24 protein-coding genes are annotated in these 26,988 nt (G+C 71.6%); 10 read left to right on the plus strand and 14 right to left on the minus strand.

Translation table 11 applies throughout. The annotated features are described in order from the left end of the window. Nucleotides 1–110 precede the first annotated feature (110 nt). The 5 genes from ACFVTC_RS31625 to ACFVTC_RS31645 form a co-directional block, all read right to left on the minus strand. Nucleotides 111–863, minus strand: a complete 753-nt coding sequence (locus ACFVTC_RS31625; protein WP_390131883.1) for a YebC/PmpR family DNA-binding transcriptional regulator — start codon at nt 861–863, stop codon at nt 111–113. A 77-nt stretch (nt 864–940) separates the two neighbouring features. Next, nucleotides 941–1,543 carry a pyridoxal 5'-phosphate synthase glutaminase subunit PdxT gene (gene pdxT, locus ACFVTC_RS31630; RefSeq protein WP_390131884.1) on the minus strand — a complete coding sequence of 201 codons (603 nt, stop codon included), beginning with the start codon at nt 1,541–1,543 and terminating at the stop codon, nt 941–943. A gap of 12 nt (nt 1,544–1,555) precedes the next feature. Continuing rightward, nucleotides 1,556–2,479 (minus strand): pyridoxal 5'-phosphate synthase lyase subunit PdxS, encoded by a 924-nt coding sequence (gene pdxS, locus ACFVTC_RS31635; protein ID WP_390131885.1) that lies wholly within the window; start codon nt 2,477–2,479, stop codon nt 1,556–1,558. A gap of 368 nt (nt 2,480–2,847) precedes the next feature. Continuing rightward, a complete protein-coding gene (locus ACFVTC_RS31640) occupies nt 2,848–3,741 on the minus strand; it encodes a hypothetical protein (RefSeq protein ID WP_390131886.1) in 894 nt (297 codons plus the stop codon). Next, entirely contained in the window at nt 3,738–4,781 is a 1,044-nt protein-coding gene (locus ACFVTC_RS31645) for an SPFH domain-containing protein (RefSeq protein ID WP_390131887.1), read from the minus strand. The genes ACFVTC_RS31640 and ACFVTC_RS31645 overlap by 4 nt, the downstream gene beginning before the upstream one ends. 163 nt (nt 4,782–4,944) lie before the next feature. Between ACFVTC_RS31645 and ACFVTC_RS31650 the strand changes: the two genes are divergently transcribed. From ACFVTC_RS31650 to ACFVTC_RS31660, 3 genes are all read left to right on the plus strand, one after another. Then, on the plus strand, nt 4,945–6,168 hold the full coding sequence (locus tag ACFVTC_RS31650) for an arginine deiminase (protein WP_390131888.1): 1,224 nt from the start codon (nt 4,945–4,947) through the stop codon (nt 6,166–6,168). A 285-nt stretch (nt 6,169–6,453) separates the two neighbouring features. Next, nucleotides 6,454–7,461 carry an ornithine carbamoyltransferase gene (argF, locus tag ACFVTC_RS31655; protein ID WP_390131889.1) on the plus strand — a complete coding sequence of 336 codons (1,008 nt, stop codon included), beginning with the start codon at nt 6,454–6,456 and terminating at the stop codon, nt 7,459–7,461. A gap of 148 nt (nt 7,462–7,609) precedes the next feature. Then, complete coding sequence (locus ACFVTC_RS31660; protein WP_390131890.1) at nt 7,610–9,184, plus strand: amino acid permease; 1,575 nt, start codon at nt 7,610–7,612, stop codon at nt 9,182–9,184. Here the strand turns inward: ACFVTC_RS31660 and ACFVTC_RS31665 are convergent. Then, nucleotides 9,141–9,596 carry an ATP-binding protein gene (locus ACFVTC_RS31665; protein ID WP_390131891.1) on the minus strand — a complete coding sequence of 152 codons (456 nt, stop codon included), beginning with the start codon at nt 9,594–9,596 and terminating at the stop codon, nt 9,141–9,143. The genes ACFVTC_RS31660 and ACFVTC_RS31665 overlap by 44 nt on opposite strands. A 351-nt stretch (nt 9,597–9,947) precedes the next feature. Between ACFVTC_RS31665 and ACFVTC_RS31670 the strand changes: the two genes are divergently transcribed. Further along, nucleotides 9,948–10,775, plus strand: coding sequence for an enoyl-CoA hydratase family protein (locus ACFVTC_RS31670; protein ID WP_390131892.1), 828 nt, complete (start codon nt 9,948–9,950; stop codon nt 10,773–10,775). A gap of 68 nt (nt 10,776–10,843) precedes the next feature. Next, a complete protein-coding gene (locus ACFVTC_RS31675) occupies nt 10,844–13,153 on the plus strand; it encodes a bifunctional salicylyl-CoA 5-hydroxylase/oxidoreductase (RefSeq protein WP_390132032.1) in 2,310 nt (769 codons plus the stop codon). A gap of 38 nt (nt 13,154–13,191) precedes the next feature. On the opposite strand, the gene ACFVTC_RS31680 is transcribed toward ACFVTC_RS31675, so the two are convergent. Both ACFVTC_RS31680 and ACFVTC_RS31685 read right to left on the minus strand, forming a co-directional pair. Then, nucleotides 13,192–14,010, minus strand: coding sequence for a PaaX family transcriptional regulator C-terminal domain-containing protein (locus ACFVTC_RS31680; RefSeq protein WP_390131893.1), 819 nt, complete (start codon nt 14,008–14,010; stop codon nt 13,192–13,194). A gap of 15 nt (nt 14,011–14,025) precedes the next feature. Continuing rightward, complete coding sequence (locus ACFVTC_RS31685) at nt 14,026–15,762, minus strand: AMP-binding protein (RefSeq protein WP_390131894.1); 1,737 nt, start codon at nt 15,760–15,762, stop codon at nt 14,026–14,028. Between the two features lie 222 nt (nt 15,763–15,984). On the opposite strand from ACFVTC_RS31685, the gene ACFVTC_RS31690 reads away from it, so the two are divergent. Further along, a complete protein-coding gene (locus ACFVTC_RS31690) occupies nt 15,985–17,157 on the plus strand; it encodes an acyl-CoA dehydrogenase family protein (protein WP_390131895.1) in 1,173 nt (390 codons plus the stop codon). Further along, the gene (locus tag ACFVTC_RS31695; RefSeq protein ID WP_390132033.1) at nt 17,154–17,552 is read left to right on the plus strand and encodes a RidA family protein; all 399 of its coding nucleotides are present in this window, start codon (nt 17,154–17,156) and stop codon (nt 17,550–17,552) included. Before ACFVTC_RS31690 ends, ACFVTC_RS31695 begins: the two co-directional genes overlap by 4 nt. Nucleotides 17,553–17,609: 57 nt before the next feature. On the opposite strand, the gene ACFVTC_RS31700 is transcribed toward ACFVTC_RS31695, so the two are convergent. After that, a complete protein-coding gene (locus tag ACFVTC_RS31700; protein ID WP_356281498.1) occupies nt 17,610–17,804 on the minus strand; it encodes a DUF5999 family protein in 195 nt (64 codons plus the stop codon). A gap of 243 nt (nt 17,805–18,047) precedes the next feature. On the opposite strand from ACFVTC_RS31700, the gene ACFVTC_RS31705 reads away from it, so the two are divergent. Continuing rightward, nucleotides 18,048–18,491 (plus strand): DUF6299 family protein, encoded by a 444-nt coding sequence (locus ACFVTC_RS31705; RefSeq protein WP_390131896.1) that lies wholly within the window; start codon nt 18,048–18,050, stop codon nt 18,489–18,491. 70 nt (nt 18,492–18,561) lie between these two features. On the opposite strand, the gene ACFVTC_RS31710 is transcribed toward ACFVTC_RS31705, so the two are convergent. The 3 genes from ACFVTC_RS31710 to ACFVTC_RS31720 form a co-directional block, all read right to left on the minus strand. Further along, the gene (locus tag ACFVTC_RS31710) at nt 18,562–20,091 is read right to left on the minus strand and encodes a UDP-N-acetylglucosamine 1-carboxyvinyltransferase (RefSeq protein WP_168530642.1); all 1,530 of its coding nucleotides are present in this window, start codon (nt 20,089–20,091) and stop codon (nt 18,562–18,564) included. A gap of 308 nt (nt 20,092–20,399) precedes the next feature. Continuing rightward, nucleotides 20,400–20,597 carry a DUF4236 domain-containing protein gene (locus ACFVTC_RS31715; RefSeq protein WP_168530643.1) on the minus strand — a complete coding sequence of 66 codons (198 nt, stop codon included), beginning with the start codon at nt 20,595–20,597 and terminating at the stop codon, nt 20,400–20,402. Nucleotides 20,598–20,742: 145 nt separating this feature from the next. Beyond that, nucleotides 20,743–21,579 (minus strand): helix-turn-helix transcriptional regulator, encoded by an 837-nt coding sequence (locus tag ACFVTC_RS31720; RefSeq protein WP_390131897.1) that lies wholly within the window; start codon nt 21,577–21,579, stop codon nt 20,743–20,745. A gap of 101 nt (nt 21,580–21,680) precedes the next feature. Here ACFVTC_RS31720 and ACFVTC_RS31725 point away from each other — a divergent pair, with 101 nt between their 5' ends. Further along, nucleotides 21,681–22,388 carry an SDR family oxidoreductase gene (locus ACFVTC_RS31725; RefSeq protein WP_390131898.1) on the plus strand — a complete coding sequence of 236 codons (708 nt, stop codon included), beginning with the start codon at nt 21,681–21,683 and terminating at the stop codon, nt 22,386–22,388. Between the two features lie 63 nt (nt 22,389–22,451). Here the strand turns inward: ACFVTC_RS31725 and ACFVTC_RS31730 are convergent, their stop codons facing one another. Both ACFVTC_RS31730 and ACFVTC_RS31735 read right to left on the minus strand, forming a co-directional pair. Then, on the minus strand, nt 22,452–22,904 hold the full coding sequence (locus ACFVTC_RS31730; RefSeq protein WP_390131900.1) for a nuclear transport factor 2 family protein: 453 nt from the start codon (nt 22,902–22,904) through the stop codon (nt 22,452–22,454). Continuing rightward, nucleotides 22,897–23,508 (minus strand): hypothetical protein, encoded by a 612-nt coding sequence (locus tag ACFVTC_RS31735; protein WP_390131901.1) that lies wholly within the window; start codon nt 23,506–23,508, stop codon nt 22,897–22,899. The genes ACFVTC_RS31730 and ACFVTC_RS31735 overlap by 8 nt, the downstream gene beginning before the upstream one ends. A gap of 428 nt (nt 23,509–23,936) precedes the next feature. On the opposite strand from ACFVTC_RS31735, the gene acnA reads away from it, so the two are divergent. Then, complete coding sequence (acnA, locus tag ACFVTC_RS31740; RefSeq protein ID WP_390131902.1) at nt 23,937–26,651, plus strand: aconitate hydratase AcnA; 2,715 nt, start codon at nt 23,937–23,939, stop codon at nt 26,649–26,651. Nucleotides 26,652–26,988 lie beyond the last annotated feature (337 nt).

Here is a 26,988-nt window from a genome sequence, read left to right on the forward strand (position 1 = left end):
TCTCCCCCGGTCACCCACCGGTGACAGCTGTTCGTGCAGGCTATCGGGTGCCACTGACAAAGCGACGGGCCGACGGGGTGTGTCCCGTCGGCCCGTCCGGCTGTCGGCGCTCAGGCGTCGACCTTCTCCATGACCTCGTCGCTGACGTCGAAGTTGGCGAAGACGTTCTGCACGTCGTCGCTGTCCTCGAGCGCGTCGATCAGCTTGAAGATCTTCCGGGCGCCCTCCTCGTCGAGCTCGACCTGCATGGTCGGGACGAAGTTGGCGTCGGCGGAGTCGTAGTCGATCCCGGCGCCCTGCAGCGCGGTGCGCACGGCGACCAGGTCGGTCGCCTCGGAGATGACCTCGTAGGACTCACCGAGGTCGTTGACCTCCTCGGCGCCCGCGTCGAGCACGGCGCCCAGGACGTCGTCCTCGGTCAGCTCACCCTTGGGGACGATGACGACGCCCTTGCGGTTGAAGAGGTACGAGACCGAACCCGGGTCTGCCATGTTGCCGCCGTTGCGGGTCATGGCGACGCGGACGTCCGAGGCGGCGCGGTTACGGTTGTCGGTGAGGCACTCGATGAGCACCGCGACGCCGTTCGGGCCGTAACCCTCGTACATGATCGTCTCGTAGTCGGCGCCACCGGCTTCGAGGCCGGCGCCGCGCTTGACCGCCGAGTCGATGTTCTTGTTCGGGACCGAGCTCTTCTTGGCCTTCTGGATGGCGTCGAAGAGCGTCGGGTTACCGGACACGTCGGCGCCGCCCGTGCGGGCCGCCACCTCGATGTTCTTGATCATCTTCGCGAAGAGCTTGCCGCGCTTGGCGTCGATCACGGCCTTCTTGTGCTTCGTCGTAGCCCATTTAGAGTGGCCGGACATCTGCCTGTCTCCTTCGCGTAACCCATCCTGTACGAACTCCCCCACACTCTAAGAGCCTGGGGGACCCCCAGATCCTACTAGGAGCCGGGTGTCCGGTTCGCGCGCACCATGTCGACGAACAGGCCGTGCACGCGGTGGTCTCCGGTCAGTTCGGGGTGGAACGAGGTGGCGAGCGCGTTGCCCTGGCGCACGGCGACGATGTGGCCCTCGTGGGTGGCCAGCACTTCGGCCTCCGCCCCCACGGACTCCACCCACGGCGCGCGGATGAAGACGCCCTCCACGGGATCGCCCTCGACGCCCTGGACGGCGACCGCCGCTTCGAAGGACTCGTTCTGGCGTCCGAAGGCATTGCGGCGCACGATCATGTCGATGCCACCGATCGTCTCCTGCCCCGAGCGCGGGTCGAGGATCTTGTCGGCGAGCATGATCATGCCGGCGCAGGTGCCGTACACGGGCATCCCCTCGCGCACGCGCGCGCGGAGGGGCTCCATCATGCCGAAGAGGTGGGCCAGCTTGGAGATGGTGGTGGACTCACCGCCGGGGATGACCAGGCCATCCACCTCGGCGAGTTCCTCGGGGCGCCGTACCGCCCTGGCCACGGCGTCCGCCGCGGCCAGGGCGATGAGGTGCTCCCGTACGTCACCCTGGAGGGCCAGGACGCCTATGACGGGGGTGCTCATGAGTGGTGTGTCCTACCAGCCGCGGTTGGCGTAGCGCTCGGCCTCGGGGAGGGTGTCGCAGTTGATGCCGACCATGGCCTCGCCGAGGTTGCGGGACGCGTCCGCGATGATCTTCGGGTCGTCGTAGAAGGTGGTGGCCTTCACGATGGCGGCGGCGCGCTTGGCCGGGTCGCCGGACTTGAAGATGCCGGAGCCGACGAAGACGCCCTCGGCGCCGAGCTGGCGCATCAGCGCCGCGTCGGCGGGAGTGGCGACGCCGCCCGCGGAGAACAGCACCACCGGGAGCTTGCCGAGCTCGGCGACCTCCTTGACGATCTCGTAGGGGGCGCGCAGCTCCTTGGCAGCGGCGTACAGCTCGTTGTTGTCGTAGCCGCGCAGCCTGGCGATCTCGTTCTTGATCTGACGCAGGTGACGGACGGCCTCGACGACGTTGCCGGTGCCGGCCTCGCCCTTGGAGCGGATCATCGCGGCGCCCTCGGCGATGCGGCGCACGGCCTCGCCCAGGTTGGTGGCACCGCAGACGAAGGGGGTGGTGAACGCCCACTTGTCGGAGTGGTTGACCTCGTCGGCCGGGGTGAGGACCTCGGACTCGTCGATGTAGTCGACGCCGAGGGACTGCAGGACCTGGGCCTCGACGAAGTGGCCGATACGGGACTTGGCCATCACCGGGATCGAGACGGCGTCGATGATGCCCTCGATCATGTCCGGGTCGGACATCCGGGCCACGCCGCCGTCCTTGCGGATGTCGGCCGGGACCCGCTCCAGGGCCATGACGGCGACGGCGCCCGCGTCCTCGGCGATCTTCGCCTGTTCGGGGGTGACGACGTCCATGATCACGCCGCCCTTGAGCTGCTCGGCCATGCCGCGCTTCACTCGGGCGGTGCCGGTCGCCGCGTTGTCTTCGGGGCGGGCGGGGGTGGGGAGCGTGCTGGACACGGGTTGACCTCACTCGGTGAAAGAGGGTTTCAGCAGTACCGAGGAAACGGGAGGGGACCAGGCCACTGCAAGGGCCAATGGGGACCCGGTGGCTCGTTTTCCGCCCCGCCGCCCCTACCCGTCCCATCCCTCGGGGCTCCGCCCCGGACCCCGCCAAGGCGCTGCCGCCCCCTGGACCCCCACATCGCCCGAAGGGCTCGTCCTCGAACGCCGGACGGGCTGAACTACCCAGCCCGTCCGGCGTTCGAGGACGAGCCCTTCGGGCGACGCGGGGGTCCAGGGGGCGCAGCCCCTTGGCGGAGTCTGGGGGTGCAGCTCCCAGGGACGGGGACGGACAGGGGCGGCGGGGGCGGCGGGGGCGGCAACCCTCAGGTCAGCAGTCGCAACCTGACCCCCGCCACCCCCACCCGCACCGTCTGCCCCCACACCAACTCCACCGCGTCCCCCTCCATCCCGTCCCCGAACGCGATCAGCCGATCGGACTCGACGGTGAGCGACAACCGCCCGGCCCCCCCGAGCTCGCCGGCCACGAGCGACGTCCCCGTGACCGGCGACGGCCAGGCCTCGCGGACGAACCAGATCAGCCGTTCGTCCGTGGGGCGGGGCAGCGGCAACTCGCCGCCCCGCCCCTGCCACACCGAGCGGAGCCACCCGCTCGCCCCCGTCCCGGTGCCCACCAGCACCCCGGACGAGGCCTGGGGCTCGACGGCACCCCCGTACTCGTCGAGCCCCAGCCGATAGCGGGCCGTCTGATGGTCCGCGGCTCCCAGATAGATCTCGTTGAGCGCCAGCAGTCGCTGCGTGTCGTCCGCGACCGCCTCGACCATGGTCAGCTCGTCGGCCGGACCCCCGTGCGCCGACGCGAGCAGAGCGCCCGTGTCCCGGGGCCGGTGCCGCACCAGTACGCCCGGATTGCGCCCGGGATCGGTGTCGATCCCGATCACGGGCTGCCCGGACAGGTACTTGGCGACGTTGGCGACCAGCCCGTCCTGCCCCACCACGACCACGACGTCCTCGGGGCCGAACAGGAACCGGTCCAGGTCACCGCGCTCGACCCTGGCCTGACGCCACGTCAGCGGCACCGCCGACGCGACCTCGGCCAGCGCCCGCCGGTTCCGGCGGCTCCGCTCCGCGACCTCCTGGATGTCCCGGCCCCGGGAGGTGAGGAAGAACGCCGCCTGCCCGTGCGTCCCGTGCCGGGCCACCAACTCCTCGTACTCCGTGGTGCGATGGACGAGCACGACCCGCGGGGCGAGACTCACGCCGGTTCTCCGGAGGTCCCGCCGAGCCGCGAGAGCAGGCCGGTCAGGACGTCGGGCGACACGGTGACGCTGTCGATACGCGGCAGGTTCTCGGCGAGCCGCGTGCCCGTCAGCGCGTGCAGCGTGGCCACGTCCACGTCCGAGTGGACCCGCAGCCAGGCGGCCTGGGCCACGGCCCGCGCCTCGCCGACCTCGCGCGCGGCCTGCGCCTCGGCCTGGGCCAGCCGCACCACGCGGGTGCCCTCGGCGTCCGCCAGGCGGACCGTCCGCGCGGCCTCCGCGCCGGCGCGTACCGCGTCCGCCGCCGCGTGCTCCTCCGCCTCACGCCGCGCGTTCGTTCCACGCTGGTCGACCAACTGCTCCTCGCGGCGGGCGAGTTCGATCTGGCTGGCGAGCTCGTTCTCGGCGATCGCCCGCTCCCGCTCGACCGCGACGGCCCGCCGTTCGTACGTCGCCCGGTCGGCCTCCTGCTGGATCTGCTCGCGGGCGGGGGTGCGCAGGGCCCGCTCCACCTCGGGCTCGGGGCGCAGCGCCACGACACGTACGGCCACGACCTCGATGCCCGTGGAGGGAAGCCGGGGCTCGGCGGCCAGGCCGCCCGCGATCCGTTCGCGCACCGAGGCGACGCCGTCCATCAGGGCCGCCGCCAGGGGCGTACGGGCGAGCACGTCCAGGGCGTGCTGCTGGGCCGTCTCGGTCAGCAGCGTCCCCAGCTGTTCGAGGGGCGCGCCGCGCCATACGCCTGTGTCCGGGTCGATGGAGAAGTCCAGGCGCGCTGCCGCGACCCCCGGGTCGCTGATGCGGTAGGTGACGGTCGCCTGCACCGCGACGTCCTGGAAGTCGGACGTACGGGCGTGGAAGGTCATCGCCAACTCACGGTCGTCCACCGGTACTTCGGAGAGCGCGGCGGACAGGGAGCGGTACCAGAAGCTGAGCCCGGGGCCGTCGTGCACGAGTTGGCCCGACCGGTGGTGGCGGACGTGGGCGGTCGGCGCCCCGCGCAGATGGCGCCAGCCGAGACGCCGGGTGATGTCGGCCATGGGTACCCCCTTGCCGCCGGGCGGTCCCGGCGGCCCTTCGTTCCTTGTTGTCGTCAGTGAGACGATAATCGGGGTTCCGGTTATCGTCAAGAGGACGAAATCAAGTGGCCCGGGTCGGCCCGATCCGCGGGTGAACGGGCGTCCGGATGGTCAGGATGGAGACATGGGATTCCATGTCGACTCCGAGGCCGGGCGGCTGCGCCGCGTCATCCTGCACAGGCCTGATCTGGAGCTCAAGAGGCTCACCCCCAGCAACAAGGACGCGCTGCTCTTCGACGACGTGCTGTGGGTGCGCCGGGCCCGTGCGGAGCACGACGGGTTCGCGGACGTGCTGCGCGACCGGGGGGTCACCGTCCACCTCTTCGGCGACCTGCTCGCCAAGACGCTGGAGATCCCGGCCGCCAGATCGCTCGTCCTGGACCGGGTCTTCGACGAGAAGGAGTACGGGCCGCTGGCGACCGACCACCTGCGGGCCTCCTTCGAGACGCTGCCCGCCGGCGAGTTGGCCGCCGCGCTCGTCGGCGGCATGACCAAGCGGGAGTTCCTGGACGCGCATCCGGAACCCACGTCCGTGCGCTTCCACGTCATGGACCTCGACGACTTCCTGCTCGGTCCGCTGCCGAACCACCTCTTCACCCGGGACACCTCCGCCTGGATCTACGACGGGGTCTCCATCAACGCCATGCGGTGGCCGGCCCGGCAGCGCGAGACCGTGCACTTCGAGGCGATCTACCGGCACCACCCGCTCTTCCGGGACGAGACCTTCCATCTCTGGTCGGAGGGCCAGGCGGACTACCCGTCGACCATCGAGGGCGGTGACGTACTGGTCATCGGCAACGGCGCGGTCCTCATCGGCATGAGCGAGCGGACCACTCCCCAGGCCGTCGAGATGCTCGCGCACAAGCTGTTCGCCGCCGGTTCGGCCCGCACCATCGTGGCGCTCGACATGCCCAAGCGACGGGCCTTCATGCACCTCGACACCGTGATGACGATGGTGGACGGTGACACCTTCACGCAGTACGCGGGGCTCGGCATGCTGCGCTCGTACACCATCGAGCCGGGTGTGGGGGAGAAGGAGCTGAAGGTCACCGACCATCCCCCGGAGCACATGCACCGCGCGATCGCCGCGGCGCTCGGGCTCACCGAGATCCGCGTCCTGACCGCCACGCAGGACGTGCACGCGGCCGAGCGCGAACAGTGGGACGACGGGTGCAACGTCCTCGCCGTCGAGCCCGGTGTCGTGGTCGCCTACGAGCGGAACGCGACCACCAACACGCATCTGCGCAAGCAGGGCATCGAGGTCATAGAGATCCCGGGCAGTGAGCTCGGCCGCGGCCGGGGCGGCCCCCGCTGCATGAGCTGCCCGGTCGAACGGGCACCCGTATAGGCTCCGGTACCGCTCGGCTCCCAGGGCGGTACCCCGGCCGCGCCGTGCCTCCGGGCCGCCGCGCGCCCGCGGTGTCCACCGGGCCCACCGCCCGGACCGCGGACGGCCGGGTCCGGTTCCGCCGCGTGCCGGTCGCCCGGCCCGCGCCGAGCGGCTCCGCCGTCATGACCGCCGAGGGCGTGCCGACCGCACCTGCTCCGTATAGAAATGTTGAGCATCGTATAGAATTCCAAAAGTCCCCGCCCGTGTGACCCCTTCCGTCCCCCAGTTCCCAGGAGCGCCCCCATGGCGACAGTCCCGACCGCCCTCGCCGGCCGCCACTTCCTCAAGGAGCTGGACCTCACCGGCGAGGAGTTCCGCGGTCTGGTCGAGCTGGCCGCCGAGCTGAAGGCGGCCAAGAAGGCCGGGACCGAGACCGCGTACCTGCGCGGCAGGAACATCGCGCTGATCTTCGAGAAGACCTCGACCCGTACCCGCTGCGCCTTCGAGGTCGCCGCCGCGGACCAGGGCGCCTCGACGACGTATCTGGACCCGTCCGGCTCGCAGATAGGCCACAAGGAGTCCGTGAAGGACACCGCGCGCGTCCTCGGCCGGATGTTCGACGCGATCGAGTACCGGGGCGACAGCCAGGCATCGGTCGAGGAGCTGGCCGCGTATGCCGGCGTGCCCGTCTACAACGGTCTGACCGACGACTGGCACCCCACCCAGATGCTCGCGGACGTGCTCACGATGACCGAGCACTGCGCCAAGCCCCTCGACGGGATCGCTTTCGCCTATCTCGGTGACGCCCGTTTCAACATGGGCAACTCCTACCTGGTCACCGGCGCGCTCCTCGGCATGGACGTCCGTATCGTCGCCCCGCGGGCCTACTGGCCGGCCGACGGGATCATCGCGCGGGCCCGTGAACTGGCCGGGGCCAACGGCGGCCGGGTCACCCTCACCGAGGACGTGGGCGAGGGCGTCCGGGGCGCCGACTTCGTCGCCACCGACGTCTGGGTGTCCATGGGCGAGCCCAAGGAGGTGTGGGACGAGCGCATCGCCGACCTGTCCGCGTACGCCGTGACCATGGACGTGCTGCGCGCCACCGGCAACCCGGACGTGCGGTTCCTGCACTGCCTGCCGGCCTTCCACGACCTCGGCACCAAGGTCGGCCGCGAGATCCACGCCACCCACGGCCTCGACTCGCTCGAAGTGACCGACGAGGTGTTCGAGTCGCCCCACTCGGTCGTCTTCGACGAGGCGGAGAACCGGCTGCACACCATCAAGGCGGTCCTGGTCGCGACCCTGGCCTGACCGGCATCGCCGCGAACCCTGTCCTGACCGGCGGTCCGGAGCCACCCCTTCCGCGGCCGCCACGCGACTCTCCCCGTGCCTCGGCTCCGTCCGAGCGGGGGACACCCCACCGTCGCACCCCGCACCACCGGAAATGAGCACCACCCGCATGCCCGCTCCACGCACCACCCGCGCGCCCGGAACGCCCCACGCGTCCCCGGCGTCCCGCACCGCCACCGAGATCCCCGCCGCGTCCCGCGCTCCGGGCGCGCCCCGGACCCCGGGTGCCCCCCGCGCCCCCCGCGCTCTGCGGATCAAGTCCCCCGCGCTCCTCGTCGCCGAATCCGGTGCCGACCGCGAGGGCCACGGCCTCAAGCGCACCATGGGCCTCTTCCAGCTCATCTGCTTCGGTGTCGGCGCGATCGTCGGCACCGGGATCTTCGTCGGTCTCTCCGACTCGGTCGCGCAGGCCGGACCCGCCGTGGTCGTCTCGTTCATCCTCGCGGCGATCACCTGCGTCCTCACCGCGTTCTCGTTCGCCGAGCTGGGCGGCGCGATCCCGGTCTCCGGATCCTCGTACTCCTTCGCCTACGCGGGGCTCGGCGAGGGCACGGCCTTCCTCGTCGGCTGGTGCCTGCTCCTGGAGTACGGCGTCTCCGTGTCGGCCGTCGCGGTGGGCTGGAGCCAGTACGTGAACGAACTGCTGCACAGCCTCACGGGCACGCGGCTCCCGGCGGCGCTCTCCGCCGGGCCCTCCGACGGCGGAGTCGTCAACCTTCCCGCGGTCATCGTGATCGGGCTGGCCGCGGTGCTCCTGGTCCGCGGGGTGCGCGAGAGCGCCCGCGCGACCGCGGCCATGGCCCTGCTCAAGCTCGTCGTGCTCGTCGCCTTCTGTGCGATCGGGTTCAGCGCCTTCAAGGACGGCAACCTCACCCCGTTCTCGCCGGCCGGCCTCGGCGGCGTCGGCGCGGGCACCACGGCCGCCTTCTTCTCCTACATCGGCTTCGACGCGATCACCACCGCCGGCGAGGAGGCCAAGAACCCCCGCCGAGACATCCCCGTCGCCATCCTGATCTGCATCGGCCTGGTCACCCTGCTCTACTGCGCCGTCGCCCTCGCGGCCATCGGCGCGGTCGGCGGCGACGCGGTGGGCGGCAGGCCCGCCGCGCTCTCGTACGTCGTCGACGTGGTCACCGGCTCCACGATCGGCGGCGCGGTCGTCGCGTTCGGCGCGGTCGTCGCCATCGCCTCCGTGGTCCTCGCGGTGATGTACGGACAGACCCGCATCCTGATGTCCATGTCCCGCGACGGACTCGTCCCGCGCGTCTTCGAGAGGATCTCGCCGAGAACGTCGACGCCGGTCGCCGGAACCCTGATCGTCGCGCTCGTCTTCGCGGTCCCGGCCGCGTTCGCCTCCCTCGACGCGGTCGTCGACCTGACGACCATCGGCACGCTGGCCACCATGGCCGCCGTCAATGTCGCGGTGATCGCGCTGCGCAGGCGGGAGCCGGGCCTCGCCCGGACGTTCCGGGTGCCGCTCTACCCCGTCGTACCGCTGCTCGGCGTCGGCTTCTGTCTGTATCTGATGTACGAGACGGGCTGGACGACCTGGATCCAGTTCGCCGGGTTCCTGCTGGCCGGCGCCCTCGTGTACGTCCTCTACGGGCGCCGTCACTCGGCGCTCGCCCGCCCGGCCGGGGTTACGCGGGCAGCCGCCGCTGAACCGGCGCCACGGGAAGCCTGAACCAGACCGCCTTGCCGGAGTCGGTCGGGCGGTGTCCGCAGGAGGAACTGAGGGTCCGGATCAGCAGGAGGCCGCGCCCGTGCTCCTGCCAGGGGTCGGGTGCCTCGACCGGCCCGGGGGCGGTGAGATTGCCCGGCGGCGCCGGGTCGGGGTCGTGCACCTCGACCCGGCAGCCGGTCGCCATCAGTTCCACGACCAGTTCTATGGGACCGTCCCCGGCGGTGTGTTTCACGGCGTTGGCCACCAGCTCCGCGGTGAGCAGCTCCGCGGTGTCGCTGTCGGCCGAGTGCTCCAGCTCGGCCATCGCGGTGCGGACCAGGGCGCGCGCCACCGGCACGGCCGCTGCGGTGTGCGGCAGCACGATGCGCCAGGAGGCGGGGGCGGGGGTGTCGTGCAAGGCGGGTCCGTTCATGGAGCAGGCTGTCCTGCTTTCAACTTTACGAATGGTACGGCGCGGCCGGGCAGAGGCGCTCGACGGGCGCTTCGCGGGACGTTCGGCAGGTCCTCCCGGGACGTTCGGCGGGCAACAGGGTGCGTACCCAGGTCAACGGGTCGCCTCCCGCGCGGCGCTCCTGTCGTTACGGGCCTATCGCGGTTCCGTTACTCCGTGACGGGCGAGGAGCGCGGGCGTCGGGCGACGGTCGCTTCACGCCAGGGTTATCGCGCACTCGTGACGACAGTCACAGACTGGTGATAACTTCGTGAGGGAGCGCGGGTGGTCCCGCCGCGCAGACCGCCGCCCCGCCCGAGGAGGCCGTCCGTCATGAGTCCCTTCACCGGCTCAGCCGCCCGCACCTCCGAGTGGCGGCACCTGAGGTGCGCGTTCGCCGACGGGGTCGCCACGGTCACCCTGGCCCGGCCCGAGAAACTCAACGCCCTCACCTTCGGTGCCTACGCCGACCTGCGTGACCTGCTCGCCGAGCTGACCCGGGAACGGTCGGTGCGTGCCCTGGTGCTGGCCGGCGAGGGCCGCGGGTTCTGCTCGGGGGGCGACGTCGACGAGATCATCGGCGCCACCCTCTCCATGGACACCGCCCAGCTCCTGGACTTCAACCGCATGACCGGACAGGTCGTGCGCGCCGTACGGGAGTGCCCCTTCCCGGTGATCGCGGCCGTGCACGGCGTGGCCGCGGGCGCCGGAGCCGTGCTCGCGCTGGCCGCCGACTTCCGGGTGGCCGACCCCAGCGCCCGCTTCGCCTTCCTCTTCACCCGCGTCGGACTCTCCGGCGGCGACATGGGCGCCGCCTATCTGCTGCCCCGCGTCGTCGGGCTCGGCCACGCGACCCGGCTGCTGATGCTCGGCGACCCCGTGCGCGCGCCCGAGGCCGAGCGGATCGGCCTGATCAGCGAGCTGACCGAGGAAGGCCACGCCGACGAGGCCGCGCGGGCGCTGGCCCACCGTCTGGCGGCCGGACCGGCCCTCGCGTACGCCCAGACGAAGGCGCTGCTCACCGCCGAACTGGACATGCCGCTCGCCGCCTCCGTCGAACTGGACGCCTCGACGCAGGCCCTGCTGATGAACGGCGAGGACTACGCCGAGTTCCACGCCGCCTTCACCGAGAAGCGCGCGCCGAAGTGGCGGGGGCGGTAGCCGTGGTCACCTCGCGCGATCCGGGCGCCCCGGAACCGTCCGGCACCGTGCCGCCGCGCGCGGGCGCCGTGCGGCCCGCGCCGGCCGGGACCGGGCGGCCCGGCGCGCCACTGCGTGTCGCCGTCGTCGGCGGCGGTCCCGGCGGACTGTACGCCGCCGCCCTGCTCAAACGGCTCGACCCCGGCCGTGAGATCACCGTGTGGGAGCGCAACGCCCCCGACGACACCTTCGGCTTCGGCGTCGTCCTGTCCGACGAGACGCTCGGCGGCATCGAGCACGCCGACCCGGTCGTGTACGCGGCGCTCCAGGACGAGTTCGTGCGCTGGGACGACATCGACATCGTGCACCGGGGCGTCCACCACACCTCCGGGGGCCACGGCTTCGCGGCGCTCGGCCGGCGCCGACTGCTGGAGATCCTGCACGAGCGGTGCCGCTCGCTCGGCGTCGAGCTGCGCTTCCGGGCCGAGGCCCCGGCGCCGGCCGAGCTGAGCAGGGCGTACGACCTGGTGGTCGCCGCCGACGGGGTGCGCAGCCTGACCCGGGAGGCGTACGCGGACGTGTTCGGGCCGTCCGTGGAGGAACACCGGTGCCGCTACATCTGGCTGGCCGCCGACTTCGCCCTGGACGCCTTCCGCTTCGAGGTCGCCGGCACCGAGCACGGGGTGATGCAGCTGCACGCCTACCCCTACGCGGCCGACGCCTCCACCGTCATCGTCGAGATGCGCGAGGAAGTGTGGCGGGCCGCCGGGTTCGCCGACCTGGACCCGCGGGAGTCCGTCGAGCGGTGCGCCAAGATCTTCGCCGACGCCCTGGGCGGACGGCCGCTGCGGTCCGGCAAGTCGGCGTGGACCACCTTCCGCACGGTGGTCAACGACCGCTGGTCGCACGGCAATCTGGTGCTCCTCGGCGACGCCGCGCACACCGCCCACTTCTCCATCGGCTCGGGCACGAAGCTCGCCGTCGAGGACGCCCTCGCCCTCGCCGCCAGTCTTCGGGAGCGGTCCACGATCGCCGAGGCACTCGCCGCGTACGAGGAGGAGCGGCGCCCGGTGGTCGCGTCCACCCAGCGCGCCGCCCGCGCGAGTCTGGAGTGGTTCGAGAACGTGGGACGGTACGTCGACCAGCCGCCGCGCCAGTTCGCCTTCAACCTCCTCACCCGCAGCCGCCGGGTCACCCACGACAACCTGCGGCTGCGCGACGCGCACTTCACCACCGCGGTCGAGCGCGAGTTCGGCTGCCCGCCCGGCACGCCCCCGATGTTCACACCGCTGCGGCTGCGCGGACTGACCCTGCGCAACCGGGTCGTGGTCTCCCCGATGGACATGTACTCGGCCGTGGACGGCGTACCCGGCGACCTCCACCTCGTGCACCTGGGCGCGCGGGCGCTCGGCGGCGCCGGCCTGGTGATGACCGAGATGGTGTGCGTGAGCGCCGAGGGCCGTATCACGCCGGGCTGCGCGGGGCTCTACACACACCGCCAGGCCGATTCCTGGCGGCGGATCACCGGCTTCGTGCGCGCCCAGGCACCCGGCACCGCCATCGGTGTCCAGCTCGGCCACGCCGGCCGCAAGGGCTCCACGAAGCTGATGTGGGAGGGCATCGACGAGCCGCTGGAGGAGGGCAACTGGCCCCTCGTGGCCGCCTCCCCGATCCCGTACGGACCAGACAGCCAGTCACCCCGCGAGCTCACCCGCGCGCAACTGACCGACATCCGCGAGCAGTTCGCGGCCGCCGCCTGGCGTGCCGCACGCTGCGGCTTCGACCTCCTCGAACTGCACTGCGCCCACGGCTATCTGCTGTCCGGCTTTCTCTCGCCGCTGACGAACCTGCGCACCGACGCCTATGGCGGCTCGCTGGAGCGCAGACTGCGCTTCCCGCTGGAGGTCTTCGACGCCGTACGGGCGGTGTGGCCGGAGGAACGTCCCATGACCGCCCGCATCTCCGCCACCGACTGGGCCGAGGGCGGCACCACCGGGGACGACGCGGTCGCCATCGCACGGGCCTTCGCGGCGCACGGCGCGGACGCGGTGGACGTGTCGACGGGCCAGGTGGTGGCGGACGAGCGGCCCGAGTACGGACGCTCGTACCAGACGCCGTACGCCGACCGGATCCGCCACGAGACCGGCCTGCCGGTGATCGCCGTCGGCGCGATCTCCTCCTGGGACGACGTCAACTCGCTGATCCTGGCCGGGCGCACGGACCTGTGCGCGCTCGCCCGGCCGCACCTCTACGACCCGCACTGGACACTTCACGCGGCGGCCGAGCAGGGGTACGAGGGTCCGGGCGTCGCCTGGCCGAAGCCCTACCGCGCGGGCAGCAGACGCCCACAGACCGGACGCACCGACGCCCCCAAACCCCGTCTCTCACTGGAGACTTGAGGGCAGTTGCGAGGGGACGCCCGGGACGCCGGCGTGAACTACGCGGGCACCTCGGTGAAGTCCGCCCCCGCGTCGCGCAACCGCTCGTGCAGGGCCCGGAAGACGGCGGCCGAACGGGCTCCGGGCCAGTCCCGGGGCAGCAGCGCGACGGGGAGTCCCGGGTCGGCGTACGGGAGGTGGCGCCAGGTGTCCAGGGCCAGCAGGTAGTCCCGGTACGCCTCCTCCGGAGGGGTGTCCGTACGCCGCTCCCAGGCGTGCAGCACGGGCGCGTGCCGGTCGAGGAAAGCCTCGTGCTCCTCGGCGATCGAGCTCAGGTCCCACCACCGCGCGACCGCGTCCACCGTCGCCGCGAAGCCCAGGTGCTCGCCACGGAACAGCTCCACGTACGGATCGAGCCGCAGCCGCGCCAGGGTGTGCCGCGTCTCCTCGTACAGCCGGGCCGGAGCGAGCCACACCCCGGGTGCGGCCGTCCCGAAGCCGAGACCGGCCAGCCGCGAGCGCAGCACGTGCCGCTTCTGGCGCTCCGACTCCGGCACGGAGAAGACGGCGAGCACCCAGCCGTCGTCCTCGGGAGGTGCCGTCGCGTACACCCGCCGGTCGCCGTCGTCGAGCAGCTGGCGCGCGTCCGTCGACAGTCCGTAGCCCGCCGCGCCCGCCGAGGTGCGGGCCGGTTCGAGCAGTCCGCGGCGCTTGAGCCGGGAGACCGACGAGCGCACGGAGGGCGCGTCGACGCCGACCGCGGCGAGCAGCCGGATCAGCTCGGCCACCGGCACGGGGCCGGGCATGTAACGGCCGTACGCGCCGTAGAACGTGACGATGAGGGACCGGGGGGCGCGCTGCTCTGACACATCGATCACTCTAGTGCTCGAAGATCACTTGGCACCGCCGCCGGTGGGCAACCCGCCTCCGGGGGACGACTCACCCCCGGGGGACGACTCGCGCCCGGGGGACGACTCGCGCCCGGTGGACGACTCGCGCCCGGGGGCCGCCTGGGCGGGGACGGCCGTACGCAGCCGGAACCGCTGCAGCTTCCCCGTCGCCGTGCGCGGCAGCACGTCCAGGAAGACGAACTCGCGGGGGCATTTGTAGGGCGCGAGCTCGGACTTGAGGAAGACCCGCAGCGCCTCCGGGTCCCGTGGCGCGCCCGGCCGCAGTACCGCGTACGCCACCACGACCTGGCCGCGGGCCTCGTCGGGGCGGCCCACGACCGCGGTCTCGACGACGTCCGGGTGGCGCAGCAGCGCGTCCTCGACCTCCGGCCCCGCGATGTTGTACCCGGCCGAGACGATCATGTCGTCGGCGCGGGCGACATAGCGGAAGTAGCCGTCGGCGTCGCGGACATAGGTGTCACCGGTGAGGTTCCAGCCGTCGCGCACGTACTCCCGCTGCCGCGGGTCGGCGAGATAGCGGCAGCCCACCGGGCCCCGTACGGCGAGCAGGCCGGGTTCGCCGTCGGGTACCGGATTGCCGTCGGCGCCGACCACGCGGGCCTGCCATCCGGGGACGGGCAGGCCCGTCGTGCCGGGTCTGATCCGCTCGTCGGCCGCGGAGATGAAGATGTGCAGCAGCTCGGTGGCGCCGATGCCGTTGATGACGCGCAGCCCGGTACGGGCCTGCCAGGCCTGCCAGGTCGCGGCGGGCAGGTTCTCGCCCGCCGACACACAGCGCCGCAGCGACGTCGTGTCGTAGCCGTCCAGTTCCGTCAGCATCGCCCGGTACGCGGTCGGCGCCGTGAACAGCACGGAGACACGGTGATCCGCGATGGCGGGCAACAACTGCTTGGGGCCCGCCTGTTCGAGGAGCAGGGAGCAGGCACCCGCGCGCATCGGGAAGATGACGAGTCCGCCGAGTCCGAAGGTGAATCCCAGCGGGGGACTGCCGGTGAAGACGTCGTCCTCGCGTGGCCTCAACACATGGCGGGAGAAGGTGTCCGCCGTCGCCAGCACATCGCGGTGGAAGTGCACACAGCCCTTGGGGCGGCCGGTCGTGCCCGAGGTGAACGCGATCAGCGCGATGTCGTCGGCGGCCGTGTCCACGGCCGTGAAGGGTTCGTCGGGCGCGCCCGTGATCCGCAGCAGCAGGTCGTCGGGCGCGTCACCGCCGTACGTCGTGATCCGCAGTCCCGGGAGGTCCGCCCCGGCCAGGTCGTCGACCGACCGTATGTCGCACAGGGCATGGGTCACCCGGGCGATGGTGCCCATCGTGGTCAGCTCGTGCGGGCGCTGCTGGGCGAGCACGGTGACGGCGATCGCGCCCGCCTTCAGGACCGCCAGCCAGCACGCGGCCAGCCAGGGCGTGGTGGGCCCGCGCAGCATGACCCGGTTCCCGGGCACCACGCCCAGCTCGGTGGTCAGCACATGGGCGATGCGGTCGACGCGGGAGAGGAGCTGTCCGTACGTCCACAGGTCGCCGGACGGCGTGCGGAAGGCGGGGCGCTGCGGATGTCCGCCGTCGAGGAGCTCGGCAGCGCAGTTGAGCCGGTCCGGGTAGTTCAACTCGGGCAGGTCGAAGGAAAGTCGGGGCCACTGTTCCGGCGGCGGGAGGTGGTCGCGGGCGAAGGTGTCGAGGTGGGCCGAGGTCGTCGGGTCCAGGGTGTCGCCGGGGTCCATGGAGGTTCGCCCCCTTGTCGTGGTGGGCTCGCGGCTCTCAACTCGCGGCTTGTGGCGCGTGGTTGGTGGCGCATGGTGCGTGATCTCTGGTGCGTGATCCGTGGCACGTCGTGCGTGGTCTGTTGCTCCGCATCTCGGTTGCGCACAAGGAGCGTATCGTGTTGGTGACGACAGTCAACGTCCCGCGATAACCTGGGGCTCGCAGGGGAGAGGGGACCGGCCGTGACCGTTTTCTCGCTCGACACGGCGCAGAGCGCCTGGTGCGCCGAGCTGCGTACGCTCGCCGCCGAGCGGCTGAGCCCGCTGGCCGAGAAGGGCGAGCCGGGTCACGTCAACCGCCCACTCGTCGCCGAGCTGGGTCGACTCGGGCTGCTCGCCCGGCTGTTCACCTCCGGCGCCCTCGACCTGTGCCTGATGCGGGAGTCCCTGGCGCACGCCTGTACGGAGGCCGAGACCGCGCTCGCCCTGCAGGGACTCGGCGCGCATCCGGTGCACGCGTACGGCACCCGGGCGCAGCGCGCGCACTGGCTCCCGCGCGTCTCGGACGGCACCGCGGTGGCCGCCTTCGCCCTCAGTGAGCCGGCCGCGGGCTCCGACGCGGCGGCGTTGACCCTGAGCGCGGACCGGGTCCGGGCCGCCGACGAGGGGGACACCGGGACCGTCGCCGAGGCCGACGGCGCCGGGCGCTGGCGGCTCACCGGCGAGAAGTGCTGGATCTCCAACGCGCCCGAGGCCGATTTCTACACCGTCTTCGCGCGCACCACCCCGGGGGCCGGTGCCCGAGGTGTCACCGCGTTCCTCGTCCCCGCCGACCGGCCCGGTCTCACCGGGACCCCGCTCGACATGCTCTCGCCGCACCCGATCGGCGCCCTCGCCTTCGACGCCGTACCGGTCACGGCCGACGACGTGCTCGGCGAACCCGACCGCGGCTTCCGGGTCGCGATGGGCACCCTCAATCTCTTCCGCCCGAGCGTGGGCGCCTTCGCGGTCGGCATGGCGGCAGCGGCCCTGGAGGCGACCCTCGCGCACACCTCACGGCGAGAGGCGTTCGGAGGGAGGCTGAAGGACCTGCAGACGGTGGCCCACCAGGTCGCCGAGATGGCGCTGCGGACGGAGGCGGCCCGCCTGATGGTGTACGCGGCCGCCGCGGCGTACGACGAAGGGGCCCCGGACGTGCCCCGGCGCGCGGCGATGGCGAAGCTGCTGGCGACCGAGACGGCCCAGTACGTGGTCGACGCGGCGGTCCAACTGCACGGCGCCCGCGCCCTGCGCCGCGGTCATCTCCTCGAGCACCTCTACCGGGAGGTGCGCGCTCCCCGTATCTACGAGGGCGCGAGTGAGGTCCAACGAGCCGTCATCGCCAAGGAGTTGTACTCCGCATGGGAGGCACTGTGAGCACCGAGCGTGTCAATCCGCCCGAACTCTCCCCGCCCACCGGCTTCTCGCACGCTGTCGTCGCCACCGGTACCCGCGTCGTCTTCCTGGCGGGCCAGACCGCGCTCGACACGGACGGGAAGGTGGTCGGCGAGAGCCTCCCGGAGCAGTTCGAGCGGGCGCTGACGAACCTGCTCACCGCGCTGCGGGCGGCGGGGGGAACCCCGTCCGACCTCGCACGGGTCACCGTCTACGCCACCGATGTCGCGGACTACCGTCGTCACGCCGCCGAACTCGGGCGCGTGTGGCGGCGGTTGGCCGGGCGCGACTACCCCGCGATGGCCGTCGTCGGCGCGGCGCGCCTGTGGGACGAGCGCGCCCTGGTCGAACTCGACGGCTTCGCGGTACTGGCGTAGCGCGGTGCCTGCGTGGCGGGGGTGGTGATCAGGCCGCGACGCGTGGCGGGGTGGTGATCAGGCGGCGACGGTGAGCCGCTCGGCGAACATCCGGTGCGGAGCGACCACGCTGCCGTCGGGGAGCAGCTCACCGCTGTCGTCGAAGACGATCGCCCCGTTGCACAGCAGGCTCCACCCCTGCTCGTGGTGGGCCGACACCACGTGCGGAAGCCTGGAGTCCGCGGACGGGCACAGAGCCTGGTGGGAACACATGGCGCACCTCCACGTCGGATGCGATGAGTGCCTGCGGCGCTGTCGCCGCCTCGCATGTACAAGACCATGCTCCCGCGGCGAACTCATCGGAACAGCCGGTCGAGAAGCGTGACAACACACGGACAACTCTCGGACGTTCCCATGACGCGTGGGGCGGACTCGCCACCAAAGGGGTGACGATCACCGTCCCGGGCGCGCCGGGCCGGTACCTGTGGAGCCTGCCACGCTCCAGGAGGTACTTCCATGTCCTTGCGTCAGGTCATCGGCGCGGCCGCCGGCGCCGCGCTCCTGCTGCTCGTCCCGTCCGCCGCGGCCGCGTCCGCCGCCGGCCTGTCGGACCCGTACGAGACGGTGACCGTCGACAGCACCGGTCACCTCGCGGCGGACGGCACCATCACGCTCTCCGGCACCTACCGGTGCCTGACGGGTACCGGCCCGGTGTTCGTGTCCTCGTCGGTGTGGCAGGGCGACTCCGGAGTGCGTCACGGCATCGGCGGGACCTCGGCCGTCTGCGACGGAGCGGCGCACCGCTGGGCCAACTCCGAGAAGCGCGAACCCGGTACCCTCCGGCCGGGAGCCGCCCACGTCGAGGCCACGCTGATGGAGCTGAGCCCCGGCGCGGGCGGCCTGCCGCTGCCGAAGTTCCACGCGGTGCGGCAGCAGGACATCACGTTCATGGAGGGCTGAGAGCGCACGCGGGGGCCCGCCGGAGGACGCTCTGGCGTCGACCGGCGGGCCCCACGGCCGCGCGGTGGGCTCAGATGTCCCGGAACGTCTCGATCTGTGCCCCGAGTGAATTGAGGCGTTCGGCCAGGTCCTCGTAGCCGCGGTTGATGACGTACACGTTGCGCAGTACGGACGTCCCGTCGGCCGCCATCATCGCCAGCAGGACGACGACGGCGGGGCGCAGCGCGGGCGGGCACATCATCTCGGCGGCGCGCCAGCGGGTCGGGCCCTCCACCAGCACCCGGTGCGGGTCGAGGAGTTGGAGCCGCCCGCCGAGGCGGTTGAGGTCCGTGAGATAGATCGCCCGGTTGTCGTACACCCAGTCGTGGATCAGCGTCTTGCCCTGCGCGGAGGCCGCGATGGCCGCGAAGAACGGGACGTTGTCGATGTTCAGGCCCGGGAACGGCATCGGGTGGATCTTGTCGATCGGCGCCTCCAGCTTGGAGGGCCTGACCGTGAGGTCCACCAGCCGCGTACGGCCGTTGTCGGCGAAGTACTCCGCCGAACGGTCGTGGTCGAGGCCCATCTCCTCCAGGACCGCGAGCTCGATCTCCAGGAACTCGATCGGCACCCGGCGCACCGTCAGCTCCGACTCGGTGACGACCGCGGCGGCGAGCAGGCTCATCGCCTCGACCGGGTCCTCCGAGGGCGAGTAGTCCACGTCCACGTCGATGGTGGGCACACCGTGCACGGTGAGCGTCGTGGTGCCGATGCCCTCCACCCGTACGCCCAGGGCCTCCAGGAAGAAGCACAGGTCCTGGACCATGTAGTTGGAGGAGGCGTTGCGGATGACGGTCACGCCGTCGTGGCGGGCCGCGGCGAGCAGCGCGTTCTCGGTCACCGTGTCGCCGCGCTCGGTCAGGACGATCGGGCGGGCGGGGGAGACCGCGCGGTCCACCCTGGCGTGGTACAGCCCCTCGGTGGCGGCGATGTCGAGACCGAAGCGGCGCAGCGCGATCATGTGCGGCTCGATCGTCCTGGTGCCCAGGTCGCAACCGCCCGCGTACGGCAGCTTGAACTGGTCCATGCGGTGCAGCAGCGGGCCGAGGAACATGATGATGGACCGCGTACGGCGGGCCGCCTCGGCGTCGATGGCCTCCATGTCCAGCTGGGCCGGGGGCACGATCTCCAGGTCGACCCCGTCGTTGATCCACCGGGTGCGGACGCCGATCGAACCGAGCACCTCCAGCAGGCGGTAGACCTCTTCGATCCGGGCCACGCGGCGCAGCACCGTGCGGCCCTTGTTCAGGAGCGTCGCGCACAGCAGGGCGACACAGGCGTTCTTGCTGGTCTTCACATCGATCGAGCCGGACAGCCGTCGTCCGCCGACCACGCGCAGATGCATCGGACCCGCGTAGCCGAGGGACACGATCTCGCTATCCAGGGCTTCGCCTATACGGGCGATCATCTCAAGGCTGATGTTCTGATTGCCGCGCTCGATGCGATTGACGGCACTCTGGCTGGTGCCGAGAGCCTCGGCGAGCTGCGACTGGGTCCAGCCCCGGTGCTGACGGGCGTCACGGATGAGCTTGCCGATGCGTACGAGGTAGTCGTCTGCCATGGCGCGACCGTATATCTCATGTGAGATAAAGAGAAATGGAGTGCGCCCATTCGAGTGACGGTGGCCAGCGGGGCGGACTCGCAGGGGAGTTCGGGCGGGATCGGCACAGGAAAGGGAGGGTGTGGGTTGCTTCCCACCGTTCACGCCTTTTCTGTCTTTCCTTCCTTTTGGCCGATGCGTCCCGCTCGCGGGTGGGAGCCGCGGTGGGGGGCCGGCTCGACCGTCCCCCCACCGTGCGCGACACCGCTGTCACGGCGGCCAACCGGCCCGCTCACCCCTTCACATGGGTGGCGGCGGGCCGGGTGAGGTCAGTGGTCCCGCCGCCGTGTGGTGCGGCGCCAGCCGAAGGGGCCCGGCAGGTCCATCGAGGTGGTCTTGCGCCCGGTGCTGCTGTGGGTGTGCCGCGGTCCGTGCCGTCCGCCGGTGGTGATCGACCACGAGTGCCGGTTGATGTTCAGCCGCACCCCGGGAAGGATGCGGAAGCTCTTGCGGAAGGTGATTGCCATCGAGGGCCCCCTAGAGGTGGTTCGCGACACCGGGTGCGTCCCGGCCCGGACACCGGGTACCCCGAAATCGGCCCTTGGCCGCCTGCGGATCTACGACACCCGCGAAATGTCTCCATACGCGAACTGCCAGGGGCGTCGGCCCTGTTCAGGCGAGCGTCTGGGTGCCGAGCACACCGAGCAGCGCGACCCGTTCGGCGTCCTGCGTGCCGGGCTCGGCCGTGTAGACCATGATGCGCAGGTCGCTCCCGGCGACGCTGAGGATGTCGCAGTCCAGTGTGAGGGGGCCCAACTGGGGGTGGTCGACGGTCTTGCGGGAGGCGTCCTGGCGGCCCACGGCCCCGGAGTCCCACAGCTCGGCGAACCGGGCGCTGCCCGTGCGCAGTTCCGCGACCAGCCCTTGCACCCGCCGGTCGGCCGGATACCGGCTCGACGCCGCCCGCAGGTCGCTCACGAGCGCGGTCTCCAGCGTCCGCCGGGACTGCGGGGTGTGGCGCACCCGGCCGGCCGGACCGAGGAAGGCACGCCACACCCCGTTGCGCTCCTGGTCGCGCCACCCCGACGGGTCGCCCAGCAGGGCCGCGTACAGCGGGTTGGCCACCAGCAGCGTCCACGCCGCGTCATAGGCCGCCACGGGGGTCCCGGTCAGCCGGTCCAGCAGCCGCTGCACGCTCGGCGTGAGGTAGCCGGGTACCGTGCCCCGTCCCGGCGGGACCAGCCCGGCGGCGTGGAAGAGGTGTTCGCGCTCGATGGCGGACAGCCGCAGGGCCCGGCCGAGCGCCTCGACGACCTGCTCCGACGGGTGGGCCGCCCGTCCCTGTTCGAGACGGGTGACGTAGTCGACCGAGATCCCGGCCAGCAGGGCGAGTTCCTCGCGGCGCAGCCCGGCCGCCCTGCGCTGCCCGCCGACGGGGAGCCCGGCGGCCTCCGGGGAGACCCGGTCACGCCAGCGCCGTACCGTTCGCCCGAACTCCGTGCTCGCCATGCTTCCACTGTGCCCCGCGCGGCCCGGACCTGCCTGGTACTGGGAGTCCCAGGAAGACGGGGCTCCTGGCCGGCCCGGGCGCCCCGCCGCAACCTGGAGCCATGACGACAACACTGATCACCGGAGCGAACAAGGGTCTCGGCTTCGAGACCGCCCGCCGCCTCGTCGCCGCGGGCCACACCGTCTACATCGGCAGCCGGGACCCGGAGCGCGGACGCCGGGCCGCCGAGGAACTGGGGGCGCGCGCGGTCGTCCTCGACGTCACCGACGACGCCTCCGTCGCCGCCGCGGCGAAGACCGTCGAGGCCGACGGCGGGCTCGACGTACTGATCAACAACGCCGGCATCGAGGGGCGGACACCGGACGGGGGTGTCGTCGGCGCCGCGGACCTGACCGCCGACATGATGCGGTCGATCTTCGAGACGAACGTCTTCGGGGTCGTACGCGTCACCCATGCGTTCCTGCCCCTGCTGCGGCGCTCCGCGGCCCCGGTCGTGGTGAACGTGAGCAGCGGACTCGCTTCGCTGGGCCGGGTCAGCACCCCCGACACACCCACGTACGCGTATCCCGGGGTCGCCTATCCGGCGTCGAAGACCGCGGTCAACATGATCACCGTGCAGTTCGCGAAGGCTTTCCCCGAGATCCGCGTCAACGCGGTGGAGCCGGGCTACACCGCGACGGACCTGAACGGGCACACGGGCATCCAGACCGTCGAGGAGGGCGCCGAGATCATCGTCCGCACGGCCCAGCTGGGCCCGGAGGGTCCGACCGGAGGCTACTTCGATCTCGAGGGCTCCCTTCCCTGGTGACCGGGAGCCCCGTCGCCCCCGCCGGTTCGCCGGCGGGGGCGACGGGGTCTCATTGCGGGCTGTTCACGATTCCCCGGCCGGGCGGGACGGTGACCCGGTCAGCGGCGAGGAGTCTTCGTACCGGACCTCGTAGACGCGCTCGGCGAACCGCCAGCCCTCCTCGGTGCGCTGGTAACGGTCGTGGTAAATGGCGTAGTTCAGCCCTCCGCGACCGTCGCGGCCACGCCCGACCTCCGACATGTACGCGCGGCCGGACGCGGTGTCGCCGTCCAGCCGGATCACACCCGGGTGCGTGTTCTGCACAAGGAAGTCCACGAAATCCGGCACCCGCCTGCCCCAGGCGCGGATCGGCTCCCGCCCTTCGAGTTCGACGGGGATGCCGGGCATCCGCCACGTGCCGTCCGGTGTGAACAGCAGAGCGATACGGTCGTAGTCGCGCATCATCACCGCGTCGGTGAACTCACCGCGCAGCGCCTCGATCTCGACGCGATCCGCGATGGCCCGAAAGTCACTCATCGATTGGCTCCCTGTCGCCGTGCACCCGGTGTGCGAACGACTCCGTGCTCCAGCCGATGGAAACGTTCACGGCGGTGATGCGGCGGTCTCGCCGAGCGCCGTCGGTCTCCTGCTCGCCGGATGGATGCGTTCGTCTCGGCAGTACGACGAGAGGGAGCTCCGGAATGTGACATCGGCCCGCCCGCACGGCGGGAGGACACTCGCTACGGGCCTCCGGGGCCTCCGGGGCCTCCGGGTCGGCGTCGCCGGCTCGCACGGCGGCGGCCGCCTCCAGCAGGGGCCAGCCGTCCACCTCCACCGCACGCCGCTCATCGGGCCGCCACCTGCGGGCCGGCGCCACGTCGAGCAGCGCCCGGACGGCGCCCGGCTCGTGCAGGTTCAGGCCCGCGCCCCGACCGAGGCCCACGTCTCCGGAGCCGAAGGGGGCCCCGCCCGGGTCGTACCGGCCGGGCCCGTCGGCGAAGACGATCCGCAGCGGGCCGCCGGTGCCCGCGGGCCGAGGGAACAGGGTGAGGATCTGGCGGCAGTCCATGGACCGCCCATCGGGGTCCATGCGGTGGCTGTGGCGCATCGTCCACAGGTACACGCGTGCGTCGGCGACCATCCGGCGGGGCTTTCTCCCGTGACGCGCCATGCGGGCGAGGCCGCACGGCGGTGGTGTCCGAAACGGGAGGCTTGCCGGCCGGAGTCGATGGGTACCGGGCCGGGACACGGGCACTCGCGGACGTGCGACGGGCGCTCGCGGACGTGCTACGGGCGCCGAGGACGGCGGCCGGGCAGGCGTGACTTCTTCCGGACGTGGCCGGCGTGCGCGAGATCCGGCCAGGCGGGCGGAGACGTGACGGGCAGGCCGCGCATGACCAGCCCGCCCCCATGTACTAGAGTTATCTCGACATCGAGATATCTGCCGAGGCGCACCGCAGCCGCCATCTTGGTAAGGGCTACCTAACTTAGCTTTACCTTAGCGGATCGGCCAAGACATCGTGGCGGCAGGATGCGGTGGGAACGCGCACATCAATGAAGGAGACTGTCGTGTCGGCGAACAGCTTCGACGCCCGCAGCACGCTGCAGGTGGGCGACGAGTCGTACGAGATCTTCCGGCTGGACAAGGTGGAAGGCTCGGCTCGCCTTCCGTACAGCCTGAAGGTGCTGCTGGAGAACCTGCTCCGCACCGAGGACGGCGCGAACATCACCGCCGACCACATCCGGGCCCTCGGCGGCTGGGACTCCCAGGCCCAGCCCAGCCAGGAGATCCAGTTCACGCCGGCGCGCGTGATCATGCAGGACTTCACCGGCGTGCCCTGCGTCGTCGACCTCGCCACCATGCGCGAGGCCGTCAAGGAGCTCGGCGGTGACCCGGCGAAGATCAACCCGCTGGCCCCGGCCGAGCTGGTCATCGACCACTCCGTCATCGCCGACAAGTTCGGCACCCACGACGCCTTCGCGCAGAACGTCGAGCTGGAGTACGGCCGCAACAAGGAGCGCTACCAGTTCCTGCGCTGGGGCCAGACCGCGTTCGACGAGTTCAAGGTCGTCCCGCCGGGCACCGGCATCGTCCACCAGGTGAACATCGAGCACCTGGCGCGCACGGTCATGGTCCGCAACGGCCAGGCCTACCCCGACACCCTCGTCGGTACGGACTCCCACACCACGATGGTCAACGGTCTGGGCGTCCTCGGCTGGGGCGTCGGCGGCATCGAGGCCGAGGCCGCGATGCTCGGCCAGCCGGTCTCGATGCTCATCCCGCGCGTCGTCGGCTTCAAGCTCACCGGTGAGCTCACGCCCGGTACGACCGCCACCGACCTGGTGCTCACGATCACCGAGATGCTGCGCAAGCACGGCGTCGTCGGCAAGTTCGTCGAGTTCTACGGTGAGGGTGTGGCCGCCACCTCGCTGGCCAACCGCGCCACCATCGGCAACATGTCGCCGGAGTTCGGCTCCACCGCCGCGATCTTCCCGATCGACGGCGAGACCATCAAGTACCTGAAGCTGACCGGCCGTTCCGAGCAGCAGCTCGCGCTCGTCGAGGCGTACGCCAAGCAGCAGGGCCTCTGGCTCGACCCGGCCGCCGAGCCCGACTTCTCCGAGAAGCTGGAGCTCGACCTCTCCACGGTCGTCCCCTCGATCGCCGGTCCGAAGCGCCCGCAGGACCGCATCGTCCTCGCGAACGCCGCCGAGCAGTTCAAGAGCGACGTGCGCAACTACGTCGCCGACGACGACGAGGCGGGCAAGGAGTCCTTCCCGGCCTCCGACTCCCCGGCCGCCGCCAACGGCGTCCCCTCCAACCCGGTCACGGTCACGGCCCCCGACGGCTCGACCTACGAGATCGACCACGGTGCGGTGACGGTCGCGGCCATCACCTCCTGCACCAACACCTCGAACCCGTACGTCATGGTCGCCGCCGCGCTCGTCGCGAAGAAGGCCGTGGAGAAGGGCCTGACCCGCAAGCCGTGGGTCAAGACCACCCTCGCCCCGGGCTCCAAGGTCGTCACCGACTACTTCGACAAGGCCGGGCTCACCCCCTACCTCGACAAGGTCGGCTTCAACCTGGTCGGTTACGGCTGCACCACCTGCATCGGCAACTCCGGCCCGCTGCCGGACGAGGTCTCCAAGGCCGTCAACGACCACGACCTCGCCGTCACCTCGGTCCTCTCCGGCAACCGGAACTTCGAGGGCCGTATCAACCCCGACGTGAAGATGAACTACCTGGCGTCCCCGCCGCTGGTCGTCGCCTACGCGCTCGCGGGCTCCATGAAGGTGGACATCACCCGCGACGCGCTCGGCACCGACACCGAGGGCAAGCCGGTCTACCTGGCCGACATCTGGCCCTCCGAGGCTGAGGTCAACGACGTCGTGGCGAACGCCATCGGCGAGGACATGTTCAACAAGTCCTACCAGGACGTCTTCGCGGGTGACGCCCAGTGGCAGGCGCTGCCGATCCCCGAGGGCAACACCTTCGAGTGGGACCCGCAGTCGACCTACGTCCGCAAGCCCCCGTACTTCGAGGGCATGGCGCACGAGCCGTCCCCGGTCACCGATATCGCCGGTGCCCGCGTGCTGGCGAAGCTGGGCGACTCGGTCACCACCGACCACATCTCCCCGGCCGGCGCCATCAAGGCCGACACCCCCGGAGGCAAGTACCTCACGGAGCACGGTGTCGAGCGTCGTGACTTCAACAGCTACGGCTCCCGCCGCGGCAACCACGAGGTCATGATCCGCGGTACGTTCGCCAACATCCGCCTGCGCAACCAGATCGCGCCGGGCACCGAGGGCGGCTTCACCCGGGACTTCACCCAGGCGGACGCGCCGGTCGCGTTCATCTACGACGCCTCGCGCAACTACATCGAGCAGGGCATCCCGCTGGTCATCCTGGCCGGCAAGGAGTACGGCTCCGGCTCGTCCCGCGACTGGGCCGCCAAGGGCACCGCGCTGCTCGGCGTCAAGGCCGTCATCGCCGAGTCCTACGAGCGCATCCACCGCTCCAACCTCATCGGCATGGGCGTCCTGCCCCTCCAGTTCCCGGAGGGCGCGACCGCCGAGTCCCTCGGCCTGACCGGCGAGGAGACGTTCTCCTTCACGGGTGTCGAGGAGCTCAACAACGGCACCACCCCGCGCACGGTGAAGGTCACCACGGACAGCGGCGTCGAGTTCGACGCGGTCGTCCGCATCGACACCCCCGGCGAGGCGGACTACTACCGCAACGGCGGCATCATGCAGTACGTGCTGCGCAACCTGATCGCCAAGTAGTCCCCGCGGCAGGCGATCCGGAGCACCGGTCGGGCCGCACTCCTCATCATGAGGAGTGCGGCCCTCCGTCTTTTCGGGCGGTGTCGAGGTGACCCTTCGCGGCCGTCCCGGTCAACGCGCCCTGAGGGCAAGGGAGACGGAGCGAACCGAGGGGGAAGGGGCGGCGGAGAGGGCGCCCCCGTACGGCAGGGCCGTCCGCCGCGGGGTCCGCACGCAAGCAGGTCGCCATGCCCGTCCGCACGCAGGTCGCCACGCCCCTACGCACACAGGGCGCCACGCGCATACGTACGCAGGGCGCCGCGCGACGTCCGGGACCGCGTCCGGCGGCGACCTCCCG

It is taken from the genome of Streptomyces sp. NPDC057950 (assembly GCF_042887295.1).
In the GTDB taxonomy this organism is placed as follows: domain Bacteria; phylum Actinomycetota; class Actinomycetes; order Streptomycetales; family Streptomycetaceae; genus Streptomyces; species Streptomyces kaempferi.